Origin of the sequence: Olsenella sp. An290, assembly GCF_002159535.1 — a bacterium.
Classification (GTDB): Bacteria; Actinomycetota; Coriobacteriia; order Coriobacteriales; family Atopobiaceae; genus Thermophilibacter.
In genome coordinates, this window is record NZ_NFIU01000002.1 from 109,012 (window position 1) to 127,076 (window position 18,065).

Genomic DNA, 18,065 nt, shown 5'->3' on the forward strand with positions numbered 1-18,065 from the left:
TATCTCCCCTTCGACGCATGAACGCACGAAAGTATACCCGAAAACTACTCCTCAGATACAGAGGAAACCTTGCGCACGAGCTCGTTGACGCGGCGCTGGAGCGCGGTCGCCTCCTCGAAGAGGCGCTCGGAGGCGTCGTCTGAGGCCGGGGCCCCGGAGAGCGCCGCCCTGATCTGGCGGACGCGCCGGCGGCACGAGCAGAGCTCCGCGTTGTCCACGATGAAGTCGAGCTTCTCGTCGTCGGTGAGCTCGCGCTCCCCCATCACGCGGCCGCCCGAGAGGATCCGCGGGGCCTCGGGCACGACCGCCGTCGCGGCGGCGACGACCTCGGACGGGCTCGTGCCCGCCGGCGTTGAGAGCATCGCCCACGCCATCGCCTCGTGGCGCCCGTCGGACCAGGAGAGCCCGGCGATGCGCTCGCCGTAGGCGCGCAGGTCGTCGGGGCGCTGCGCGATGGCCGAGAGCAGCTCGCGCTCGGCCGCGACCTGCATCCGCTCGTCGGCGGAAAGCGCCCGGGGGGCCGGGGCGGCAGCGGTCACGGGCGCGGCGGGCGCCTCGTAGGCCTCAGCCGGCACGTAGTCGTCCGGGACGGCCCCATCCTCCCACGACGGCGCGGGCGCGGGCGCTCCCGTGCCCTTCGGGGTCCCGCTCGGCGCGCGGCGCGCGGGCGGGCGCTCGCCCTCGGCGTCGGGGACCCGCGCCTCGCGGATGGCGCGCTTGGTGTCGCCCACGTCCATGCCCAGGGTGTCGGCAAGGCGCGTGGCGTACTCGTCGAGAAGGACCGAGTGCTTGAGCGGCGCGAGCACCCCGGCCATGTCCTCGAGCGCCCGCACGCGCCGCCCCGGGGCCGAGAGGTCGAGCCCCGCGAGCCGCTTCTCGAAGACGAAGTCCATGAGCGGGCGCGCGGCGTCGAGGATGGGGCGCAGCGCCGCGGGCCCGTGCTCGGCCAGAAACTCCATCGGGTCCTGGCCGTCCGGCAGCACCACGCACATGAGGGCCGCCGAGGTCTTGTCGATGTAGCGGACCGCGCGCTCGGCGGCGCGCTGCCCGGCGGCGTCGCCGTCGAAGAGGCAGACGATGCGGCTCACGCGCTGGCGCTCCATGAGCCGCACGTGGTCGAGGCGAAACGCCGTCCCCAGGGCGGCGACCGCGTTGGTGAGGCCCGCCTCGTGCATGGCGATGACGTCGGTGTAGCCCTCGCAGACGATCGCCTCCCCCGTCGCCGCCATCGTCTCCTTGGCGCGGTCGTAGGCGAAGAGGTGCTTGCCCTTGTTGAAGGCGGCGGTGTCGCGCGTGTTGACGTACTTGGCCACGCCCTCGCGCTTGGCGCCGATGACGCGGCCGCCAAAGGCGATGGTGCGGCCGCGCTCGTCGTGGATGGGAAACATCACGCGGTCGAAGAAGCGGTCGACGGGGCGCCCGGAGCGCTCCTGCGCAAGGTCGGCGGCGACCATCTCCGCGGGCGTGAAGCCCTTTGAGCGCAGGTGCGCCACGAGCTGGCCGTGCCCGGGGGCAAAGCCGAGCCCCCACCGCCGGCAGACGTCAGAGCCAAAGCCGCGCCCCGCGAAGTAGCGGCGCGCCTCGTCCGGGCCCGCGCCGCGGCCGCGCATGAGCATCGTGTGGTAGTACGCCTCGGCCTCCTCGAGCGCCTCCATGAGACGGCTCTTCCTGGGGCCGCGCCGCCCGGAGCGCTCCTCGGAGAGCTCGATCCCAGCGCGGTCCGCAAGATAGCGGATCGCGTCCGGGAACTCGAGGTTCTCGCGCCGCTGCACATAGGAGAAGACGTCGCCGCCGTCCCCGCAGCCAAAGCAGTGCCAGAGGCCCGTGGCGGGGTTCACCTTGAACGAGGGGCTCTTCTCGCCGTGGAAGGGGCAGCAGCCCCAGAACTCCTGGCCCCGCTGGCGCAGCTCCACGGTCTCCGCGACGAGCTGCACGAAGTCGGTGGCCTGGCGGACCCTCTCCTTGTCCTCGTCGGTTATCACGCGCGCCTCCCGGAAAGCTCGACCCCCCGCTCCCCGAGGGTAGCACGCACCCAGGACACGTTGCCGAGCACCACGCGCTCGAGCTCGTCGAGCGAGGGGAACGTCCGCGGCTCGCGGAGCCACCGGACAAAGGCCACGCGCACGACCGCACCGTAGAGGTCGCCCTCGAAGCCGAGCAGCGTCGCCTCGAGGAAGGGCTCGCCCTCCTCGCCCGGCGAGAAGGACCTCGGCTTGCCCACGTTGATGGCCGCCGGGTAGGCGACCTCGCCCACGTGGTCGGTGCCGAGGGCGCTGCCCACGACGACGAACCCCGCGTAGACGCCCTCGGCGGGAAGGCACGCGCCCACGTCCACGCGCACGTTCGCCGTGGGGAAGCCAAAGCCCGTTCCCTCGCCGCGCCCGTGCTCGACCGTGCCCGCGACAAAGTGGCAGCGGCCCATGAGCGCAGACGCCTCCTCGACGCTCCCCCGCCCGATGAGGCCGCGGATGCGCGTGGCGGTGATGGGGGCCCCGCCCTCGCTCGCAAGCGGCACGCCGATGACGTCGAAGCCGTCCGCCCGGCCGAGCTCGCGCAGGGCGGGGACGGTGCCCGCCCCCCGGGCGCCCAGGCGAAAGTCCTCGCCCACCACGATGGCACGGACGTCGAGCAGGGAGCCCAGGCCCTCGCGCACGAAGCGCTCGTACGGCGCGGCCGCGAGCTCGGGGGTGAACGAGAAGACGAGAAGGGCGTCCGCCCCGGAGTCGATGAGGGCGTACTCGCGGTCGTCGGCGGAGAGCAGCTCGTCGGGAGCGGCGTCCGGCGAGAGGACGCGCGCGGGGTCGGGCGAGAAGGTCACGACGGCAAGGCGGCAGCCCCGGCGCCCGGCCTCGGCGCGGGCTCGGGCGAGAAGGGCCCGGTGCCCGCGGTGCAGCCCGTCGAAGGCGCCGATGGCGCAGACGAAGCGCCGGTCCTCGCCGAGCGCGCGCTTCTCCGAGAGGAGCGGGTCGCGGACGGGCTCGGGGGCCTCCCCCACGGCCACGGTGGAGAACGGCGCGCGGTAGGGCACGTCGAGCAGGCACTCGACGGCCCCGTCGAGCAGGCGCATGCCAAAGCCGCCGCGATACGCGCGGCCCGCGGGGACGCAGGCGCGCACGAGCGCGCGGGCGCCGCGCTCGTCGAGCGGCGACTCGGGAGAGAGCGAGCGGGCGTCGATGGGCACGCGCACGCCCTCGACGGCCTGCGGGAAGTTGGTCTCGCAGACGAGGTGGCGCCCGTCGCGGCGCCAGATGCCGGCCAGGCCGCCGCCCAGGGTGAGCGCCACGCGCTCGCCGGGGGCGGGGGCGCGCACCACGCAGTCGTCACGAACCTCGCCAAGCGAGATCCTGCGCCCGTTCATGACGTCAACGACCTCATCGAGCGAGAGGGCGCGCTCGGGAAGGCCCAGAACGCTGACCGGGTCGAGGCAGCGCTCGTGGACAAGCTCGGCACCGCGGGCCTCGAGCTCCTCGAGGGTCACGCAGTCGGCGAGCGCCACGGGGCCGGAGAAGGTGCGCCTGAGGGCCGAGACGTGCGCGCAGCAGCCCAGGCGGCGCCCGAGGTCGCGCGCGAGGCTGCGCACGTAGGTGCCCTTGGAGACGTCGAGCGAGAGCTCCCAGCTCCTGGCCGTGGCGTCAACGCCGAGGAGGCGCGCGTCATACACGCGGATGCGCCGGGCGGCGAGCTCGAGCTCCTCCCCCGCCCGGGCGGCGTCGTAGGCGCGCCGGCCGCCCACCGAGACGGCGGAGAAGGCCGGGGGCACCTGGTCCTGCTCGCCCGCGAGGCTCGAGACCTCGAGCTTGGCGACCATGGGGTCGAGCAGCTCGCCCGGCACCTCGGCCGTGCGCGTGATGTCGCCCTCGGTGTCGTCCGTGGTGGTCTCGGACCCGAGCTGGAAGGTCGCGTCGTAGCCCTTGCGGTCGAGCGTGAGCAGGCCCAGGAGCTTGGTGGCCTGGCCGATGCCCACCACGAGCACGCCGGTGGCGGCCGGGTCGAGCGTGCCGGCATGGCCCACGCGCTTCTCGCCGACCGCGCGGCGGACGCGGGAGACGACGTCGTGGCTCGTCATGCCGGCGGGCTTGTCGATGGCGATGAGCGCGGAGAAGGCGCTCGGACGGCGGGCCAACGTCAGCCCTCCGCGGAGCGTGCAAAGGTGCCTGTCCCCTTTGCACATGCGTAGAGGGCGCGGAGCTTGGGCAGGACGACCGAGAGGGCCTCGTCGATGTCCCCCTCGACGGTGAAGCCGGCCGCGGCGGGGTGCCCGCCGCCGCCCATCTCGCGGGCGATCCCCGAGATGTCGCGGTCCGTCTTGGCGCGGAGGTTGCCGCGCACCCGGCCGCCGGGGACCTCCTTGAGGAAGAGGGCGACCTCGGTGCCCTCGACCACGCGGACGAGGTCGACGAGCCCGTCGCACTCCGCCACGGGCACGCCCGCGGCGGCAAGGTCGGCGGCCGTGGCGTAGCTGTAGGCGATCTTTCCCTGCTCGAACGTGGTGATGCGGCTCATGACCGTCGCGCAGAGGTGCACGTAGGAGAGCCGGTCGCTCTGGTAGACGTTGAGCGCCACGTCGGCGGGCGACGCGCCGGAGTCGACGAGCATGCTCGCCACGCGGAAGGCCTCGCCGTTGGCGTTCTGGTACTGGAAGCGCCCCGTGTCGGTGACGAGGGCGCAGAGGAGGCACTGGGCCATCGTGGGCGTGAGCGCGCCCGCGACGCGCTGGGCGAACTCCGCCACGATCACGCCCGCGGCGGCCGCGTCCGTGCGCACCACGCCGGCGTCCCAGAAGGGCTCCGCGCCGGGGTGGTGGTCGATCACGGCGCTGCGGCGGGCGCGCTCGAGCACGGCGCGCGCGTCGGCGAGCCGCCCGGGCTGCGAGAGGTCGACGCAGATGAAGAGGTCTGGCGAGGCGCCGTAGGCGCAGGCGCGGACGAGCCGCTCGGAGCCCGGGAGGAAGGCGTAGGTGCGCGGGACGACGTCGTCGTCGGCCAGCAGCGCCGCCACCTCCTTGCCGGGCCAGGTGCGCTCGATCAGCTCGACGAGCGCGAGCTGGGAGCCGAGCGCGTCGCCGTCCGGCGAGGTGTGGGCGCAGACCGCGATGGTCTGCGCCCCCTCGATGAGGCGACGGATGGCGTCGAACTGCTCGTCCTGCGCCTTCCTTTCGCAAGATCGGTCCACGCGAGCGCCTCCCTACTCCGCGTCGTCGGGCGCGCCCGGGGCGCCCGCCCGCCCGTCGGCGTTGACGGGATAGCCGAACTCGTCCTTCTCGACCGCGATCGTGGGCGGCACGACCTCGAGGGCGCGGGCGATGCGCTCGGCCTCGTCGGTCGTGGTGTCGATGCGGAAGTCGAGCTCGGGCGTCACGCGCCAGCCGAGCGCCCGCCCCAGAAGCGAGCGGATGCGCCCGCGGGCGCGGCCGAGGGCGGCCGTGACCTCGTCGTAGCGGTCCGCGTCGCAGGTCACGAAGGCGCGCAGCAGCGACTTGTCCACCGAGACCTCCACGCCCGTGACGGTCACGAGCGCGAGGTCGGGGTCGGACACCTCGAAGAGCAGGATGTTCGCGAGCTTCTCGCGCGCGATCGCGTTGGTCCTTCTCGAGTACTGGTTCTGCTTCATCTGCGCCCCCGCTACTCCGTGCGCGCGACCTGGTCGATGCGGTAGCCCTCGATCTGGTCGCCGGGCTTGACGTCCTGGAAGTTCTCGAGGCCGATGCCGCACTCGAAGCCCGCCTTGACGCTCTTGACGTCGTCCTTGTAGCGGCGCAGCGAGGCGATCTTGCCCTCGTAGACGACGATGCCGTCGCGCACGAGGCGGACGCGGTCGTCGCGGGAGAGCTCGCCCTCGGAGACCATGCAGCCCGCGGCGATGCCGACCTTGGGCACCTTGAAGGTGTCGCGGACCTCGGCCGTGCCGGTCTGGACCTCGACCTCGGTGGGCTTGAGCATGCCGATGCGCGCGGCGTCGATCTCCTCGATCGCCTTGTAGATGACGCTGTAGGTGCGGATCTCCACGCCGTCGCGCTCGGCCGCGGCACGGGCCTTGGCCTCCGGGCGCACGCCAAAGCCGATGATGATGGCGTTGGAGGCGTCCGCGAGGACGACGTCGGTCTCGGTGATGGCGCCGACGGCGGAGTGGATCGTGTTGATGCGGACCTCGGACTGGTCCATCTTGTCGAGGGAGTCCTGGAGCGCCTCGATCGAGCCCTGGACGTCGGCCTTGATGATGAGGTTGAGCTCCTTGACCTCGGCGTCGGCCATGGTGTCGAAGAGGTTCTCCAGCGTGACGTGCTTCACGCGGTTCTGCTCCTCGATGCGGGCCTTGAGGGCGCGCTGGTCGGCGAGGTCGCGGGCGTCGCGGTCGTCCTGGAAGACGCGGAACTCGTCGCCGGCCATGGGCACGCTCTGCAGGCCCAAGATCTCCACGGCGTCCGAGGGGCCGGCCTCGGTGACGGAGTTGCCCTTGGGGTCGAGCATCGCGCGGACGCGGCCGTAGGAGAGGCCCGCCACGAGGGCGTCGCCGATGCGCAGGGTGCCGCGGGTGACGAGCACCGTGGCGACCGAGCCGCGGCCGCGGTCGAGCTTGGCCTCGAGGACGTTGCCGGAGGCGAAGGTGTCGGGGTTGGCCTTGAGCTCGAGGACGTCGGCCTGGAGCAGGACGGTCTCCAGCAGCTCGTCGATGCCGATCTTCTGCTTGGCGGAGATGTTGACGAACATGTTCTGCCCGCCCCACTCCTCGGGGATGACGCCGTACTCGGTGAGCTCCTGGCGCACCTTGTCGGGGTTCGCGCCGGGCTTGTCGATCTTGTTGACCGCGACGATGATCGGGACGCCGGCGGCCTTGGCGTGGTTGATCGACTCCACGGTCTGGGGCATGACGCCGTCGTCGGCCGCGACGATCAGGATGACGATGTCGGTCACCTTGGCGCCGCGGGCGCGCATGGCCGTGAAGGTCTCGTGGCCCGGGGTGTCGATGAAGGTGATGGTGCGGTCGCCGACCTTGACCTGGGAGGCGCCGATGGCCTGCGTGATGCCGCCGGCCTCGCCCTCGGCCACGCCCGTGTGGCGGATGGCGTCCAGAAGCGAGGTCTTGCCGTGGTCGACGTGACCCATGACGGTGACCACCGGCGGGCGGGGCTTGAGGTCCTTGGGGTCGTCGTAGAACGTGAAGGAGTTCTCCTCCTCCTTGGTCATGACCTTGACGTCGCGACCGAGGTCGTCGGCCACGAGCTCGATGAGCTCGTCGGACATGGACTCGGTGAGCGTGAGCGGGGTGCCCAGCAGGAAGAGGCGCTTGATGATGTCGTTGGCGGGCACGCCGAGAAGGTCGGCGAGCTCGGAGACCGTGGAGCCCTGCGGCACCTTCACGGTGTCGAGCTGCGAGAGGTCCTGGTCGTTGGCGAGCGCCTCCTCGATGCGGTGCTCCATCGCCGCCTCTGCGGCCTGCTTCTGGCGACGCTCCTTGCGGCGCTTGCGGCGGCCGGTGGACTCGCGCGAGGCCTCCTCGACGGCGACGCGCGCCTCCTCGAGCACGCGGCTCCTGTTGTAGGCCTCGGCCTCGCGGGCCATGCGGCTGTAGCGGTCCTCGCCGCCGTCCTCGCCGCGACGGCCCTTCTTGCCGCGACGGCGGCCGTTGGCGTCGCCGGACGGGGCGCTGGCGGGAGCGGGGGCCGCCTCGGGGCGCTTGGCGCCGCCGCGCGGGCCCTCGGCGCGCTTGGCGCCACGGCCCTGGCCGGCGGCCTTCTTCTGGGCGGCCTCCTCGGCCTGCTGCTTCAGGATCTGCTCCTGCTGGGCGATCTGGTCGAGGAGCGAGGTGAAGGAGGGCACGCTCTTGGGCGCGTTGTCGCGCACGCGGTTCTTCTCGGCCTCCTCGCGGGCCTTGCGCTCGGCCTCGGCCTTGGCCTCCTCGCGCGCCTTGCGCTCGGCCTCGGCGGCGGCGCGGCGGCGCTCCTCCTCGGCGCGCTCGCGCTCGCGGCGCTCCTCGGCGGCGATGCGCTCGGCCTCGGCCTTCTCGGCGGCGATGCGGGCCTCCTCGGCGCGGGCCTCCTCCTCGGCGCGCTTGGCGGCCTCGATCTCGGCGGCGCGGGCCTCGAGGATCGGCTTGAGCTTCTTGCGGACCATGGAGACGTAGGCGTCCTCGAGCGTCGAGGACGCGGACTTGGCCGGGATCTTCATGTCCTGAAGGTGGCCGAGCATCTCCTTGCTCGACATCCCGTATTCCTTAGCGAGGTCATGTACGCGCGTCTTTGCCATGTGACCTACCTTCCCAAACGTTCGTGCGCGGGCGGCGAGCCCGGATCAGCTTCTTGACGTTCCCCTAGATGAGCGAGTCGGGGTCGGAGGACACCTCCGCGCTCGCGACGGCCTCGTGGACGCCGCAGTAGCGCGAGCCGGGGCGCGCCATGTTGCGGCACTGGATGCCGTTGGCCCCCACGTACTCGCAGCGGTGCGCCTCGCCGTCGTCGACGAGGTCGTCCTCGACGGCGCGCGGCAGGTCGCGCAGGACACCGGCCGCGAGCGACTCGTTCTTGATGTCGATGTGCAGGCCCGTGAGGCGGGCGGCGAGGCGGGCGTTCTGCCCCTCCTTGCCGATGGCCAGGGAGAGCTGGTCGTCCGGCACGATGACGGTGGCGTAGTTGCTCTCCTCGTCGACGATCACGCGGGAGACGCGGGCCGGGGAGAGGGCGGCGGCCACGCGGCGGGCGGGGTCGTCGCTCCACAGGACCACGTCGACGCGCTCGCCGCGGAGCTCGGAGACCACGGTGCGCACGCGGCTGCCCTTGGGGCCGACGCAGGCGCCCACCGGGTCGAGGCGGTCGTCGTTGGAGGAGACGGCCACCTTGGAGCGCACGCCCGGCTCGCGGGCCACGCTGCGGACCTCGACGACCCCGTCGTAGACCTCGGGGACCTCGAGCTCGAAGAGGCGGCGGAGCAGGTCGGGGTGGGTGCGGGACACCACGATGGGCGGGCGCTGGCGCTCGCCGCGAACCACGGGCTGCGTGGAGTTGGGATCGCGCACGTCGATGATGATGGCGCGGAGGCGCTGGTTGTGCGCGTAGCGCTCGCCGGCCGGGCGCTCGTTGCGCTCGTCGGGGAAGCGGCGCTGGTCAAAGTGCGGAAGCTCCGCCTCGACGCCCTCGCGGATCTTGATGATCGTGAAGTCGGGCGTGGTCTGCAGGACCGTGCCGGTGATGATGTCGCCGACGCGCTGCGAGAACTCCTCGTAGATCTGGACGCGCGCGGCGTTGCGCACGATGGCCTTGATCTCGGCCTTGGCGTGCTGGGCGGCGATGCGGCTCGTGTCGGCCGGGGTCACGTCGACCTCGTCGAACTCGGTGTACTCGCCGGTCTCCGGGTCCTCCTCGCCCTTCGGGACGAGCTCGTAGACGTAGACGTGACCGGTCTGGCGGTCGATGGTGACGCGCGCGCCGAAGGGCAGGTGCAGCACGTCGGTGTAGCTCTTGGCGAGCGACTGCTCGAGGCGGTCGATCAGGTAGAGCTGGTCGATGTGCTTCTCCTGGCAGAGCAGCTCGAGGGCTTCCATCATCTGAGAGGCCATGGTGACTCCTTACTTCTTCGAGCCCGAGGCGGAAAAGTCGGGCTTGATCGTGCACTTCCTGATGTCGTCGAAGGAGAGCTCCACGCGCTCGCCGTCGCACTCGAGCGCGACGGTGGGGCCCTCGATGCCCAGAAGGACGCCGGTGTAGCGGCGCCTCCCCTCGCCCGGGGCAAGGCTCACGGCGACCGTGGACCCGGCGAAGCGCTCGAAGTCGCGGGGGCGGCGCAGCGGGCGCGCCATGCCCGGGGAAGAAACCTCGAGCGTGAAGCTCGAGGGAATGGGGTCGAGCTCGTCGAGCGCGGCCGAGATCCACTCCGTCTCCGCGGTCACCTCGTCGAGGGAGATCGTCGGCGCGGACTCGTCCGCGTGGTCGATCCTCACGCGCACGCACGGCGCCTTGCTCGCGCCGACCACCTCGACGTCGACGACGTCGATGCCGCGCTCGGCGGCGGTGGGCTCGAGGGCGTCGATGATCTCCTGCTCGAGGCCAAGCTTCTTCATGGACCCTCCTCACCTGCATACAGAAAGGAAGCGGGGCGAGAAGATCCACCCCACTTCCTACGATTACAGCTTCGAATACGCAGCTAGTCTACGGTGTTTCTCGTCCCGCGTCAACCGCAGCTCCACGATATGCCCACAAGCCAGCGTTCTTCTCGCCCGCGCGCGAGGGCCGAGACGCAGGAGGCCCGCCGATGTTCCGGAGAGAAGTTCCACGAAGTGCACTTCTCGAAGGAACATCGGCGGGCCTCCCCCATTGCGTGAGGACCTACACCGCCACGATGTTGACCAGCCGGCCCTTGATGACGATGACCTTCTTGATCTCCTTGCCGGCGAGCTGCTCGGCCACGGCGGCCTTGGCGGCCTCGGCGACCTCGTCGTCGGTGGCGTCGGCGGCAACCGTGACGTGGCCGCGCACCTTGCCCTTGATCTGGACGGCAAGCTCGACCTCGTCGGCCTTGGCCGCGGCCTCGTCAAACTCGGGCCAGGCCGCGTTGTAGACCGAGCCCTCCTGGCCCAGGGCGCCGTGCCAGAGCTCCTCGGCCCAGTGCGGGCAGATCGGCGCGAGCATGGTCACGATCGCGTGCGCCACGGCAAAGCAGAGCGCCGGGTCGCGGCGCTCGGGCGCCACGTCGTTCACGTACTTGGACGCCGCGTTGGTGATCTCCATGACGGCGGAGATGGCGGTGTTGAACTGGCCGCGGTCGAAGTCGGTGGTGCACTTGATGCCCATGCCGTTGAGCGTGCGCCAGAGCTCCTTGCCCGCCGCGTCGAGGGTGCCCGCGCTCACGGCGCCGGCGGCCGCGCCCTGGGAGAGCAGCCAGACGACGCGCCACGCGCGCTTGATGAAGCGGTTGGCGCCGGCGACGGCCTCCTCGTCCCAGTTGAAGTCCTTCTCGGGCGGGGCGATGAAGAGGATGGCCAGGCGCATGGTGTCCGCGCCGTAGGGCTCAATCACCGAGGACGGCGGCACGACGTTGCCCTTGGACTTGGACATGGTGTCGCCGTTGGCGTCCTTGACCATGCCCTGGCAGAGCAGGTTCTCAAAGGGCTCGTCGATGCCGATCATGCCGAGGTCGCGCAGGACCTTGGTGAAGAAGCGGCTGTAGAGCAGGTGCAGGATGGCGTGCTCGATGCCGCCGATGTAGTTGTCCACCGGCATCCAGCGGTCCACCGCCTCGCGCGAGAAGGGCAGCTGATCGTTGTGCGGGTCGCAGTAGCGCAGGTAGTACCAGCTGGAGCACGTGAAGGTGTCCATGGTGTCGGTGATGCGCTTGGCGGGGCGGCCGCACTTGGGGCAGGTGGTCTCGTAGAACGGCGCGTACTCGGCGAGCGTCTCGCCGGCACCGAGGTCCAGGTTGTCCGGCAGGCGCACCGGCAGGTCCTCGTAGGGCACCGGCACGTCGCCGCAGCAGTCGCAGTGGATCATCGGGATGGGGTTGCCCCAGTAGCGCTGGCGGCTGATCAGCCAGTCGCGCAGGCGGAACTGCACCGTCTTGCGGCCGAGGCCCTGCTCGCCGAGCCAGTCGATGATGGCGTCCACGGCCTCGGAGTGCTTGCCGCCCTTCATGCCGGTGAACGGGCCGGACTGCACGAGGTAGCCCTCGGCCTCCATGGCGTGGTCCCAGTCCACCGAGGTCACGCGGAGCTCGCGCTCGTCCTTGAGCTCGTCGTAGAGCGGGTCGTCCTTCTCGCAGATGATCGGGGCGATCTCAAGGCCGTACTTCTTGGCGAAGTCGAAGTCGCGCTGGTCGCCGCAGGGCACGCCCATGACGGCGCCGGTGCCGTAGTCCATGAGGACGTAGTCGGCGACCCAGATGGGCGCGGGGCGGCCGTTCACCGGGTTGATGACGTAGCGGCCCGTGAAGACGCCGTGCTTCTCGCGCTCGGAGCCCTGGCGGTCGACCGAGGAGACCTTCTCCGCGGCCGCCTTGAGCTCGAGGAAGGCCCCCTCGTGCTCCGTGCCGGCCACGAGCTCCGCGGCAAGGGGGCTCTCGGGCGGCAGCAGGAAGAAGGAGACGCCGAAGAGCGTGTCCGGGCGCGTGGTGAAGACGGTGATCTTGGTGTCGGTGGGGGTCACGCCGTCCTTGTCGGCCAGCGCGAAGTCGATCTCGGCGCCCTCGGAGCGGCCGATCCAGTTGGCCTGCATCGCGCGGACGCGCTCGGGCCACTTGCCCTCGAGCTTCCCCAGGTCGTCCAGGAGCTCCTGAGCGTAGTCGGTGATCTTGAAGTACCACTGGGAGAGCGGGCGCTTCTCGGGCACGGAGCCGCAGCGCCAGCACTTACCGTCCACGACCTGCTCGTTGGCAAGGACGGTCTGGCAGCCGGGGCACCAGTTCACCGGCGAGCTGTCTCGGTAGACGAGGCCCTTCTCCCACATCTTGAGGAAGATCCACTGGCCCCACTTGTAGTACTCGGGGTCGCAGGTGTTGAACATGCGGTCGTAGTCGTAGGAGAAGCCCATGCGGCGCATGGTCTTGGTGGCCTGCGCGATGTTCTGGTGCGTCCAGACGCTCGCCTGCGTGTTGTGCTTGATGGCGGCGTTCTCCGCGGGCAGGCCAAAGGCGTCGTAGCCCATCGGGTGCAGCACGTCGAAGCCGCGCATGCGCGCCTGGCGGGCCATGGCGTCACCGATCGTGTAGTTGCGTGCGTGGCCCATGTGCAGGTCGCCCGAGGGGTACGGGAACATCTCGAGCACGTACTTCTTGGGCTTGGCGGGGTCCTCCTCGGTCTTGTAGAGGTCCTCGGCGTCCCAGGTCGCCTGCCACTTGGTCTCGATGGCCTCGGCGTCGTAGGCCGGGACCTCGAAGTTCTTCTCGGCGTCGCTCATCTGCGTGACTCCTTCTCCTGCGATGGCCAACCGCTTGATTGTAGCAGGACAGGCGCGCCGGGCGAGAAGAACCTCGTGGCGACGGCGGGTCCGGCTCGCTCGAAGTCACGCTTCGGCGGCCAAGGCGTTACTTTGAGCGAGCTTTCTTGCTTGGCTCACTCGAAGTCACGCTTTGTGCCCGGAATGCGTGAGTTCTGCTGAGTTTTCTTTCTTTGCTCACTCAAAGTCACACTTTGCGCGGGCAAGGCGTTACTTTGAGTGAGCTTTCACGCGCAGCTCACGAAAGCTCACGCTTCGACGGCCGGACGTGACTTTTAGCGAGCTTGCGCGCGCGGCTCACTCGAACTCACGCTTCAGACGATCAGAACGTGACTTCGGACGTGCTTTCTTGCGTAACTCACTCGAACTCACGCTTTGCGCTCGGAAAGCGTGAGTTATGGTGAGTTTTCTTTCTCGACTCGTTAAGACTCACTCAAAGTCACGCTTTGCCAGTCAGAGTGTGACTTTGAGTGAGCTTTCTCGCACAGCTCACGAAAGCTCACGCTTTGAGCAGCGAAAGCGTGAGTTTGAGTGAGTCGTCTCCCCCGGCCCGCACAAAGTCACGCCCCGGGCGAGAAGAACCTGCGCAAGAAAGGCCTCCCGGGCGCTCCGAAGAGACGCCCGGGAGGCCGGGAGGCTGAGACCGCCTCGAGTTATTCTCGCCAGAAGCTGACGAATGCGGCTAGCGATAGCTCACGGAGTGCTGCGAGTCCTTGACCACGACGTCGTGCGCGCCGCCCTCGACGATCGAGGTCGAGCTCACGAGCGTGAGGCGCGCCTTCTCCTGCAGCTCCTTGATCGTGAGCGCGCCGCAGTTGCACATCGTGGACTTGATCTTGTAGATCGTCTGGCCCACGCCCTCCTTGAGGGAGCCCGCGTAGGGCACGTAGGAGTCAACGCCCTCGACAAAGCCCAGCTTGGAGGCGCCGCCCTGGTCGTAGCGCTGCCAGTTGCGGGCGCGCGCGGAGCCCTCGCCCCAGTACTCCTTCATGTACTGGCCGTTGACGTTGACGCGCTCGGTGGGGCTCTCGTCGAAGCGGGCGAAGTAGCGGCCGAGCATCATGAAGTCGGCGCCCATGGCAAGGGCGAGCGTCATGTGGTAGTCGTAGACGATGCCGCCGTCTGAGCAGACGGGCACGTAGACGCCGGTCTCCTCGAAGTACTTGTCGCGCGCGCGGCAGACGTCGATGACCGCCGAGGCCTGGCCGCGGCCGATGCCCTTGGTCTCGCGCGTGATGCAGATCGAGCCGCCGCCGATGCCCACCTTCACGAAGTCGGCGCCCGCGTCGGCGAGGAACCGGAAGCCGTCCTCGTCCACGACGTTGCCGGCGCCCACCTTGACGGAGTCGCCGTAGTTGGCGCGCACCCACTCGAGCGTGCGCTTCTGCCACTCGGAGAAGCCCTCGGAGGAGTCGATGCAGAGCACGTCGGCGCCGGCCTCCACGAGCAGCGGCACGCGCTCGGCGTAGTCGCGCGTGTTGATGCCCGCGCCCACCATGTAGCGCTTGTTGGCGTCCAAGAGCTCGTTGGGGTTGGACTTGTGCTGGTCGTAGTCCTTGCGGAAGACGATGCCCACCAGGTGGTCGTTCTCGTCCACCACGGGAAGGGCGTTGAGCTTGTTGTCCCAGATGACGTCGTTGGCGCGCTTGAGCGTGATGTCCTTGTCGCCCACGATGAGCTTCTCGCGCGGCGTCATGAAGTCGCGGACCTTCTTCTGGTGGTCGTCGCGGGAGGGGCGATAGTCGCGGGAGGTCACGATGCCAAGGAGCCTGCCGCGGGAGGAGCCGTCGTCGGTGACGGGCATGGTGGAGTGGCCGGTGTGCTCCTTGAGAGCCATGACCTGCTCCATCGTCATGTCGGGCGTGAGGGTGGAGTCGGACTCCACGAAGCCGGCCTTGTGGTCCTTGACGGCCTTGACCATGGCCGCCTCCTGCTCGGGCGTCTGGTTGCCGTAGATGAAGGCCAGGCCGCCCTCGGTGGCCAGGGCGACGCCCATGCGCGCGCCGGAGACCGACTGCATGATGGCCGAGACCATGGGGATGTTGAGGCTGATGGCAGGCTCCTCGCCGCGGCGGAACTTCACGAGCGGCGTCCTGAGCGACACGTTGTCGGGGATGTTCTCCGCCGAGGAGTAGCCGGGGACGAGCAGATACTCGGAAAAGGTGTGGGACTCCCCCTCGAAGAACGTTGCCATGCGATGGCTCCTCTCCCCGCCTGAGCGGTGTCGTCTGAGTTCACGCCATTGTAACATCCGCTCACGGGTTTTTCAGGGGCCGTTTGCCGAGAAGTGCCAGCGTGCGACAAGGACACACGGGAGGGGTGCGACCCGTATACTTGACGTGTGGAGAGGGGGCTCATGGAAGGCGCGCGCGTTGCCGCGGCGGTGCGGCAGATCGTGGACGAGACGGGCAGGCGCGAGCCGCGGGCGGGGCGCAACGTCCTCATGCTCGCGTGGCTCGAGGGCGAGCTGGACGGGCTGCCGCCCAACCCCGGCGACTTCGACATCATCTCGGCGGCCGTGCCGCTCGGCAGGCTCACCGGAGAGCGCGAGGAGGGGGATGCCTGCGGGAAGGTGTTTCTCGCCCTCTACTTCAGGACCAAGCAGTTCGTGCAGAGCCTCATGCCCATCGCGGACGAGGGATCGCCGCTCTTTCGCATGCTCACCACCTCCGCCACGAAGCGCCACCCCGTGCGCCGCGTCAGCACGCCCGACCCCGACAGCGAGCTCATGGCCGACCTCTTTGCCGCCGCGGCGGTGACGTACGTGGAGCGGCGCGACGGCTGGGAGCAGGTGGTCGAGGCGCTCGGCGTCGCCATCACGGCCCTGGTCTCCCCCGTCGTCCCCGAGGAGGGGCCCAAGGGGGCCGACGAGGTGCTCGCCGTGATCTTGCAGGACATCGCCGCGCGTCCGGAGAGCGCGAGCCTCAAGGACCTGGCGCGGCGCTACTCCTACAGCACCACCTACCTCTCCGAGCTCATCCACGAGCGCTGCGGCATGACGTTCACGGAGCTCGTGACCAAGCAGCGCATGGAGCGCGCGGCCATGCTACTGCGCGCGACGAGCCTCCCGGTGCGCGAGGTGGCGCGGCAGGTGGGCTACGCCGGGACGAGCAACTTCTACCGGGCGTTTCGGGCGCAGTTTGGGTGCGGGCCGGCCGAGTGGCGGGAGGCGGCGCGAAATTAATCCGCCCTGGCGGCCCGTCGGCTCATGATCAACTGGGCTTTTCCAAAAAATCGGAGCCACAGGGCGGATTAATTTGGGGCGCTCGGCCGAGCGGCGGGCGGGGGACGCGCGAGGGTTCCTGGCCCCCAAGCGGCCCCCAAGCCGGCACTCATGAGTGCCGGCGGGGAGTGCGGGCCGATTCGAGAAGGATGGGCGTGACGCGCCTACTTGACGCGCGCCAGGCGCCCGTCGCGGATCTCGTAGATGCGGTCCGCCGCGGCGTCGAGCTCGCCCGAGTGCATGATGGCCACAACGGTCCTGCGCCGCCTGAGCCCCGCGAGGTAGTCGCAGAGCCGCGCGGACGTGGCCGCGTCCAGGTTCGTGAGCGGCTCGTCCAGGAGCACGACCGGCTCCGGGCGCGAGAGGGCGCGCAGGAGCCCCAGCTTCTGCCGCTCGCCGAGCGAGAGGTTGAGCGGCTGGTCCGTGATGGCGCGCCCGGGCAGGTCGCCCAGGTCGAGCATCTCAGCGACCTCCGGGTCCGCCGCGGCGCCGAGGAGGTTGTCCTCGAGCGTGCCGGACACGACCGGCACCGGGTAGGTGAGATAGGCCGCGTCGAGCGCCCCGGGTGCAAGGGCGGCCCCGCCGTCGAGGTCGGCCGGGTCGGAGAGGCCGCGCAGGAAGTCCAGCAGGCGCGACTTGCCCGTGCCGTTGGCGCCCTTGATCACGACGAGCTCGCCGGGACGCACCTCGAGCTCCCCCGCGAAGAGGCGCTTGCCCTCCTCGCCGCGCTCGGGCGTGGCCCAGAGGGTCCCGTCGACGCGCGCCACGGGACCCGCGTCGGCGCGCGCCGCGAGCGTCCCGAAGCCGGAGGGCTCCTCGGCCTCCCCCGCGTGCTCGCGCAGCAGGACGAGGTTCGGTCGGCTGGCAACGTAGAAGCTCACGAACGAGCAGAGGTCCGCCATGGGCGACTGCAGCAGCGAGAAGAGCTGCCATGCCGCGACGACCGCCCCGAGCGTGATCTGTCCCGCGGCCCAAAGCGCCACGCACACGGCGAGCGCCGCGACCTGGAGCGCCGGCGACACGGCGGCGGGAAGCGTCGTCTGCGCGGTGTCGGAGAGGCGGTACCGGCGGAGAAACGCGCGGTACGCGTCCGTGCTCTTTGCAAAGCGCCGCTCGTAGAACCCCTCGGCACCCGCCGCGTTGGCGACGCGCTTCTCCTCCACGAGCCGGCGGACCTCCTCCTGCCAGGCCTCGCTCGCGGGCATCATCTCCATGAGCAGGCGCCCGGCGGAGTGCATGGGGCCCCAGTTGACCGCAAAGTACACGGCCAAGCCACAGAGAAAGACCGGCACGAGCAGGACGTCGATCGCCGCGGCGCAGCCCAGCAGCGCCACGACCGCGATCGCGCAGCCCACCACGTTCACGCTCAGGTAGACGGACATCGAGCCGTAGCCAAACGCCGCGGCGTTGACCACGTTGAGGAAGTGCCCGGCGTCGTGGCGCTCGAAGGCGCGCTGCGGCATGGCCAGCAGCTGGTCGATTGCCTCGTCCGAGGCGTCCACCTCCGCGCGGAGGTTGGCCTTGAGCGGCAGCCAGTCGTCAAGGGCGAACTTCGCGAGCGCGGCCGCAAGCGACACCACGAGAAACGCCCCCAGCCGCCCCGCCGTCTCCCGGGGCGCAGGCGCGCCCGACGCCAGCCCGTCCACGATCGCGCCCAGCAGGTACGCCGCACCAGCCGACAGCACGGTCCCGGACGCCACGCCGAGCGCCAGCGCGAGGTTGCGCGCGCTCGGCCTGAAGAGGGGGTAGGCCCTCTCTTTCGATGCTCTTCTCGCCATGCCCTTCTCCTTCCACGAGGCTGGAACCATCGTAGGAACGAGAAGGACGCCGAAGGCCAGAAACGCGACACCGCCGAAGGAGCATCACCCGCAACCCGAAGATCCGGCGCACTCCCGTTGTCGGGCAAAAGGGGACGTGTTTTCTCGC

11 protein-coding genes are annotated in these 18,065 nt (G+C 70.2%); 1 reads left to right on the forward strand and 10 read right to left on the reverse strand.

The genetic code is table 11. From position 1 onward, the window contains the following. Positions 1-44 precede the first annotated feature (44 nt). The 9 genes from dnaG to B5F84_RS02115 all read right to left on the reverse strand — a co-directional run bounded on the left by dnaG (position 45) and on the right by B5F84_RS02115 (position 15,110). Positions 45-1,982: a DNA primase gene (gene dnaG / locus B5F84_RS02075; protein ID WP_204205476.1), complete on the reverse strand. Its 1,938-nt coding sequence runs from the start codon at positions 1,980-1,982 to the stop codon at positions 45-47. Next, a complete protein-coding gene (gene truB / locus B5F84_RS02080) occupies positions 1,979-4,123 on the reverse strand; it encodes a tRNA pseudouridine(55) synthase TruB (RefSeq protein ID WP_239378185.1) in 2,145 nt (714 codons plus the stop codon). Before truB ends, dnaG begins: the two co-directional genes overlap by 4 nt. A 2-nt stretch (positions 4,124-4,125) precedes the next feature. Further along, a complete protein-coding gene (locus tag B5F84_RS02085) occupies positions 4,126-5,172 on the reverse strand; it encodes a DHH family phosphoesterase (protein WP_087320189.1) in 1,047 nt (348 codons plus the stop codon). Between the two features lie 12 nt (positions 5,173-5,184). Continuing rightward, positions 5,185-5,610, reverse strand: coding sequence for a 30S ribosome-binding factor RbfA (gene rbfA, locus B5F84_RS02090; protein WP_087320191.1), 426 nt, complete (start codon positions 5,608-5,610; stop codon positions 5,185-5,187). An 11-nt stretch (positions 5,611-5,621) separates the two neighbouring features. Beyond that, complete coding sequence (gene infB, locus B5F84_RS02095) at positions 5,622-8,243, reverse strand: translation initiation factor IF-2 (protein WP_087320193.1); 2,622 nt, start codon at positions 8,241-8,243, stop codon at positions 5,622-5,624. 64 nt (positions 8,244-8,307) lie between these two features. Further along, positions 8,308-9,549, reverse strand: coding sequence for a transcription termination factor NusA (nusA, locus tag B5F84_RS02100; protein ID WP_087320195.1), 1,242 nt, complete (start codon positions 9,547-9,549; stop codon positions 8,308-8,310). A 9-nt stretch (positions 9,550-9,558) separates the two neighbouring features. Further along, on the reverse strand, positions 9,559-10,050 hold the full coding sequence (gene rimP / locus B5F84_RS02105; RefSeq protein ID WP_087320197.1) for a ribosome maturation factor RimP: 492 nt from the start codon (positions 10,048-10,050) through the stop codon (positions 9,559-9,561). Between the two features lie 265 nt (positions 10,051-10,315). Continuing rightward, positions 10,316-12,877, reverse strand: a complete 2,562-nt coding sequence (gene leuS, locus B5F84_RS02110; RefSeq protein WP_087320199.1) for a leucine--tRNA ligase — start codon at positions 12,875-12,877, stop codon at positions 10,316-10,318. 721 nt (positions 12,878-13,598) lie between these two features. Continuing rightward, the gene (locus tag B5F84_RS02115) at positions 13,599-15,110 is read right to left on the reverse strand and encodes an IMP dehydrogenase (RefSeq protein ID WP_087320201.1); all 1,512 of its coding nucleotides are present in this window, start codon (positions 15,108-15,110) and stop codon (positions 13,599-13,601) included. Between the two features lie 162 nt (positions 15,111-15,272). Between B5F84_RS02115 and B5F84_RS02120 the strand changes: the two genes are divergently transcribed. Beyond that, a complete protein-coding gene (locus tag B5F84_RS02120; RefSeq protein WP_087320203.1) occupies positions 15,273-16,100 on the forward strand; it encodes an AraC family transcriptional regulator in 828 nt (275 codons plus the stop codon). Positions 16,101-16,303: 203 nt separating this feature from the next. On the opposite strand, the gene B5F84_RS02125 is transcribed toward B5F84_RS02120, so the two are convergent. Beyond that, on the reverse strand, positions 16,304-17,917 hold the full coding sequence (locus B5F84_RS02125; RefSeq protein ID WP_158094456.1) for an ABC transporter ATP-binding protein: 1,614 nt from the start codon (positions 17,915-17,917) through the stop codon (positions 16,304-16,306). Positions 17,918-18,065: the final 148 nt, after the last annotated feature.